General features: G+C 46.3%; 6 protein-coding genes. 1 reads left to right on the forward strand and 5 read right to left on the reverse strand.

Features of this window, described 5'->3' with window-relative positions; genetic code table 11:
* Positions 1-37: 37 nt before the first annotated feature.
* Entirely contained in the window at positions 38-1,405 is a 1,368-nt protein-coding gene (locus tag A3762_RS22795; RefSeq protein ID WP_068757780.1) for an L-serine ammonia-lyase, read from the forward strand.
* 5 nt (positions 1,406-1,410) lie between these two features.
* On the opposite strand, the gene A3762_RS22800 is transcribed toward A3762_RS22795, so the two are convergent.
* The 5 genes from A3762_RS22800 to A3762_RS22820 form a co-directional block, all read right to left on the reverse strand.
* A complete protein-coding gene (locus A3762_RS22800) occupies positions 1,411-2,061 on the reverse strand; it encodes a glutathione S-transferase family protein (protein WP_068755809.1) in 651 nt (216 codons plus the stop codon).
* A 20-nt stretch (positions 2,062-2,081) separates the two neighbouring features.
* The gene (locus A3762_RS22805) at positions 2,082-2,453 is read right to left on the reverse strand and encodes a translation initiation factor Sui1 (RefSeq protein WP_068476172.1); all 372 of its coding nucleotides are present in this window, start codon (positions 2,451-2,453) and stop codon (positions 2,082-2,084) included.
* A gap of 19 nt (positions 2,454-2,472) precedes the next feature.
* Positions 2,473-3,798: an MATE family efflux transporter gene (locus A3762_RS22810; RefSeq protein ID WP_068757781.1), complete on the reverse strand. Its 1,326-nt coding sequence runs from the start codon at positions 3,796-3,798 to the stop codon at positions 2,473-2,475.
* 56 nt (positions 3,799-3,854) lie between these two features.
* A complete protein-coding gene (locus tag A3762_RS22815; protein WP_068757783.1) occupies positions 3,855-4,601 on the reverse strand; it encodes a helix-turn-helix transcriptional regulator in 747 nt (248 codons plus the stop codon).
* A gap of 9 nt (positions 4,602-4,610) precedes the next feature.
* Positions 4,611-6,399 (reverse strand): carboxy terminal-processing peptidase (locus A3762_RS22820; RefSeq protein WP_068757784.1); only part of this gene is annotated, 1,789 nt, incomplete at its 5' end.

Consider the following 6,399-nt stretch of genomic DNA (forward strand, 5'->3'; position numbering starts at 1 on the left):
ATATTCTGTTTTCTGGATTGCAACAACGGAGTGCACCATGTTTATCGCTTGCAGTGAAATGTTCAAAATAGGTGTTGGGCCATCAAGCTCGCATACTATGGGGCCAATGAGCGCAGCGCGTGCATTTCGTTCAACTGTATTAGCTGATCACAAGCCAGATCTGCAACCTAAGGAGGTCTATGTTCGTTGTACCTTATTTGGCTCTCTCGCGTTTACTGGCAAAGGGCATGAGACCGATCAAGCTGTTCGACTGGGTTTGAATGGTTACTTGCCTCATCAATTGGTTGACGTAGATCTTCGTGTATTAAAGTGTCAGATAGAGGCTTCAGAACAGCTATCAGGCACGGAGATTTATTATGATCCTGCCGTTCATCTTATATGGAATACCGATCGATCTGATTTGCCGCATCCTAACTTTCTTAGCTTTGAATTAGTGATTGATGATGAGGTGTTGCTAGAACAGTCATATGCATCAATTGGCGGGGGCTTTATTGTTGTTGAACAAGAGCTTGATCAGCATGTGTTGAGCTTAAGTCAGGTCGATATCCCTTTCCCATTTTGCAACGCGCAAGAAATGCTAAGCATGAGTGGAGATTCGGCTTTAAGCATTGCTGAGATGAAACTGAAAAATGAACTGTGCTTTCAAGAAGAGGCGACGTTTTCAGAACATGTTTTAACAACATGGCGTGCAATGCAGAGCTGTGTTGAAAAGGGACTACAAGCAGAAGGTGAGCTTCCCGGAGTTTTAAGAGTACAACGACGAGCCGCGACACTTTTTCAAAAACTCGTGAAAAGCCCTGTAAATATAGAGTGTCATGAATGGCTGAGTGTTTACGCGATTGCCGTCAATGAACAAAATGCGGCAGGAGAGTTGATCGTGACAGCGCCGACGAATGGTGCGGCGGGCGTTGTGCCAGCGGTGTTGTATTACATGGATAATCACTATTTTGAGCATGGCTTGAGTGATGCTCAGATCCTGACATTCTTGTTGAGTGCGGCAGCGATTGGCGGATTGATCAAACATAATAGTTCTATCTCTGGTGCAGAGGTTGGCTGCCAAGGTGAGGTGGGAGCTGCATCGGCAATGGCTGCTGCAGGAGCTTGTGCTCTAAAGGGTGGAACGCCTGAGCAAGTAGAGCATGCGGCAGAAATCGCTTTAGAGCACCATTTGGGGATGACGTGCGATCCGATTCAAGGCTTGGTGCAAGTGCCTTGCATAGAAAGAAATGCTTTTGGAGCGGTGAAAGCATGGCTCGCATCAGATCTCGCTCGCAATGCTGAAGGCGAGCATATTATGTCGTTGGATCGCTGTATCAGTGCGATGCACGAAACCGGTTTAGCAATGTCGGACAAGTATAAAGAGACATCGTTGGGCGGTTTAGCTGCGTCTTGGGTCGAATGTTAGCCGATTTAGGCGCGGGAGCTTCCGACTTCTGACGCGGCAATAACCTCTTGTTCGTTTGTTGCTGATGCGCTCCATGCCTGCATGGCAGTTAAGGATAGCAGGGCATCCATATACGCGAGGCTGGTGTCAGAAACTTCAATGTTGTAAGTGGCTAAGCGTGTCGCGACTGGTGCAAACATGCAGTCAACAATACTGAAGTTTCCAAACAGAAAGTCGCCATCATGACGATTAAGGGCGTCTTGCCACATGCCGTCGATACGGTGGATATCATGCTCGCATTTGTCACTAATCTTAACGCGACGCATGGCTCTGATATTCATGGGTAATTCAGTTCTTAATGCTGAGAATCCAGCATGCATTTCTGAGCAATAAGCTCGCGCTAAGGCACGGTCTTTTATCGAGGCGGGGTAGGCCTGCCCATTCAAATAGGTTTCGTTGATATATTCGCAAATCGCCATGGACTCCCAAACAATCAAATCACTATCGATAAGAACAGGCACTTTGAAGGACGGAGAATACTCTGCGAGTAACTCATGCGTTCTAGCTTGTGCGAGCGGTATGCGTGTTTCTTCAAAAGGAATATTGAAGTAGGAAAGTAGTAACCATGGCCGTAAAGACCAAGAAGAGTAGTTTTTGTTTCCTATGACTAATTCCATACTCGCTCCCTTTAGTCGAGTTATCCGCCCGAGCGTATTACAGTATAGCCCTTATCTTCCAGGAGCTTGACCAAGATATCGCGCTGGTCTCCTTGAATTTCGATAGTGTGTTCTTTTACTGCTCCACCAACGCCACATTTCTTTTTCAATTCCTTCGCAAGCGACTTCAATTTATCACTTGGTTCGAGAATGCCATCAACGAGCGTAACGCCTTTTCCGCCGCGGCCTTTGCGTTCGTATCGAACCCGTACGATGCCATCTCCTTCAGGAATCTCGTCCTTACTGCAGGCACAAGCTGAGATTGCTTGCTCGCAATTTGGGCAGGTTTTGCCGTGCTCAGTGGAGTAAACCAATCCACCAAGATCTGAGAGGGAGTTTAATTTCTTCGGCACGGTTAGTTTCCTTAGCTTATTAGGCGCGCATGAGGGAGCGTGTCCCGATGATGGCGCCCAATCCAACAATAAAGTTTGAGAGTGCGGCAGCAATGTAGATGCCATCTAAATCATAAAAGTACTGCCCAACAAAGGCGAGTGGTACGAACAAGCCAATCAATCGCATAAAGGACATGAGCAAAGATGGAGTTGGCTTACCCATGCCATTATATGTTGAAGAAGTGATCATAATCACTGCAAGGAAAAAGTACGACCAGGGTACCAATTCTAAATAATGCGCTGATGATGAAACAACAGCCGCGTCGTCAGTAAAGAACATTGATAGCTCATGACTGAACATCATCAAAATAATGGTGATACCAATACAAAAGAGAAGGCTAAATGATTGGCTGAGCCTGAGTGCTTCTGCAACACGTTCTTTACGTTTCGCTCCCCAGTTTTGCCCTACAAATGGACCCATAATTGAAGAAATCGCCATGATGACAACCAGGCACAATGATTCAATCCGAGAAGCAACGCCAAAACCTGCGACTGCGCTTGCGCTATATCCTGCAACCAGCCACGTTGAGAATGCCACGGAGAGCGGTGCGATAAGATTGGTGCCAATCGCGGGAATAGCAAGATGAAGAATCGCTTTCCAACTTTCGATAATTCTGCCGCGACAATCCTTGAGGCTTAGAAAGCGTAATTTAATAGCCAATAAATACAGGCCAATGATTAAGGCAAAAGAATAGGAGATGACGGTCGCAATGGCCGCGCCTTGCAAGCCTAAAGCGGGAAGTCCGAAATAACCAAAGATCAGTATCGGGTCGAGAATGATGTTCACAATGGCGACGACGATCATAATCATACTTGGAATAAAGGTGTTGCCAGCCGCGCGCAGTGCAGAATTTCCAACCATGGGAATAACGACGATAAAACTGCCTAAGAACCAGATGTCCATAAACTCATGGATTAACGGCAGTAGGGTGTCTGGCGCACCTAAGGCGATAAAAATTGTATCAATATTGTGATAACCGATAATCGCGAAACTCAGCGCCACGCTCAGGCCTATGAACAGTGATTGCGTGGCATAAATACGAACGCGCGTCGTATCACCTGCACCAATTGCACGAGATATCAACGATGAGCTACCGATGCCAATGCCGAATGCGAGGCTCAACAGTATTGAGACAACAGGGATGGTGAATCCCATTGCGGCAAGGGGTTCGGTACCCAATTGTGCGACATACCATGTGTCGACGATGTTCATCGACATGATCGATAAAATGCCCCAAATCATGGGTATCGTCATCTTGCGCAGGTGCGGGCCGACAGGGCCGTTTGTTAAATCAGATTGAATCATTCAATGAGAACGTAGTGTTGAGAGAGTAGTGAATACACTGGTGTTGGAGCACAGACTTAGGACTTTTTCTCTTGCTCTTCTACGAAGTGCAGGGCCATATTAAATGCTTCTCGTGTATAAGCGAGTACGTGGGCAAACCCTTCGTCGCTCAATTCGCGTGCACTATCTTTGGAGCGCAGTATGTTAATGAATTCACGCTCACGCTGATATTGCAGAGGAAGCCTCCCTGCACCCCAATCATGCAGTAGTCGCCAAGTCTCAGGTGAATACGTTCGGCTGTACTTCAATATAAAAGGAATTGGGTCGTTACGAGCCAGCAACGAGCTTAAACGTAAAATTAATTCGAACGATAGGGTAGCAGTGCCATTTTCAACTGCTTCAATAAGCGATTTGTCTTTGAGCTGAAGTGCTTCGTTTAATTCGTTGATTGTAAGCCCGGCAACTTCTCGTAGATCTTTTAAACTCTCACCTGCGGCTACCATCAACTTCAACTGATCTTGAGATTGAATGAGTGCCTTACCAACTTTGTAGGAGGTATCTGTTGTGCGTTTAGCTATCCTAAAAGCCTGGCCAGCAGCAGATCCAACACGATCAAATAGCCCTGCAATGGTTTCTTCACTAACCCATGGCTCAACTGGTGTATGTTGATCATTTGATTTGTTTGAGGGTTTTTCTGAGCTAGAGGGCGTATCTTGATTTTGGCTTTCTGGTGATGCATCAAGATCTGTAGGTTTTGAATCAATGTCTTGCCCGACCTTTTCGTCGGGCAAGTGTCTTGAGGAAGGCTTATCGTCGCTGGTCATTACTGCTGACTATGAGGCTTTTGCGATCGAAGCTTTTGCAGTTACTTCAATGAAATCAAGCAATACCTCGACGCTCTCGTCAACGATAAAGTCTACTTCGAGTTCGTCGCTCTGTGTCTTGCTTGCCTGAGCTTCGACGTCATCTTCCCAAGCCTTGAAATCAGCATATGGTTCTTTGCCTTCAAAGCTACGACGCTTGTTTTCTAGGTCGAGTTGCTCTTTTTCAGCTGTCTTGATTTCTTTTTGGCGAACTTCTTTATTGAGAGATACGCGATCTTTTGTGCGTTGCTTATCGAGCAATGCAATCTCTTCAAGTAAGACTTGGTATTCTTCGTTTTTCGCAAAGCGCTCTTCATGGCGTTGATTCAATACTGTTTCAACACCGTCGTTGCTAGCGAGTTGTTTAAAATCGGCCGCTGCAATAGCATCCCAAGGAAGAGCGTTTTCAAGAGAATTTTCACCTACTTTAGTCGTATCGACCGTATCAGGGATCAGAATGTCTGGTACAACGCCTTTGTGCTGTGTGCTGGCACCCGAGATGCGATAAAACTTAGCTTGAGTGATTTTAAGCTGGCCGTGGTTTAAAGGACGAACAGATTGAACGGTACCTTTACCAAAGGTTTGAGAGCCCATCACGATACCGCGATCGTAGTCCTGAATGGCGCCTGCAAAGATTTCTGATGCAGAAGCACTCAAACGGTCAACGAGAACGAGTAAAGGGCCGTCATATACTAGCTTTGGATCTGGGTCAGTTAGCACTTCGACGCGGTTGTTCGCGCTGCGGATTTGAACGGTAGGGCCTTCATCAATGAACAGGCCGGTAAGCTTGTTTGCTTCGTCTAATGAGCCACCGCCATTGCCGCGTAGATCAATGACCAGACCATCTAGTTCTTTTTCGGCACGCATTTCATTCAACAAAAGCAATGTGTCGCGTGTTGTGCTCTTGTAGTTTGGATCGCCGTTTTGCATGGCTTGGAAGTCAGCATAGAAGGTTGGAATCTCGATAACACCAACGCGCTTAGTTTGACCGTCGCGTTCAGTCTCGATGACAGAACTTTTCGCTGCTTGATCTTCAAGTTTTACTTTGTCACGAACAATCGCGATCACGCGCGTGTCTGTGTCGACTTTTGCTTCGGATGGAATAACTTCGAGGCGCACCGTTGATTTTTTTGGACCACGAATCAATTGTACAACTTCGTCTAATCTCCAACCTACAACGTTAACCATTTTCTCGTCGCCTTGAGCAACGCCGACAATTCGGTCAGCAGGGCCAAGCTGGCCTTGTTGTTGCGCAGGACCACCTGCAATCAAGCGAACAACTTTTGTAAACTCATTGTCGGCTTGTAGAACCGCGCCGATTCCTTCAAGCGACAAACTCATGTTGATGTTAAAGTTTTCTGAAGAGCGAGGTGAGAAGTAAGTCGTATGTGGATCATAAAGCGTTGTAAACGCATTCATGTAGGCTTGGAAAGCGTCTTCGTTACGAATCTGAAGCGCACGCTTTAGTTGCGACTGGTAGCGGGTACGCAAAGTGTCCGCAGCTTCTTCAAGTGATTCGCCAGACAATTTTAAAGAGAGTGCACCACTTTTAACGCGTCGACGCCAAATATCTTCTAGTTCAGCTTCTGTTGTTGGCCACGCTTGCTCAGAGCGATCAGACAGAATGAATTCGTCATCATTGAAACGCATGTCTTTTAAGTCATTCTCTAGAAGAGAAATTTTATAAACGAGACGCTGAATAACGCGCTCTTGATAGCGATTAAAAATCTTGAATCCTGGTTCTAGTTGGCCAGTTTTC

Source organism: Oleiphilus sp. HI0125 (genome assembly GCF_001635355.1).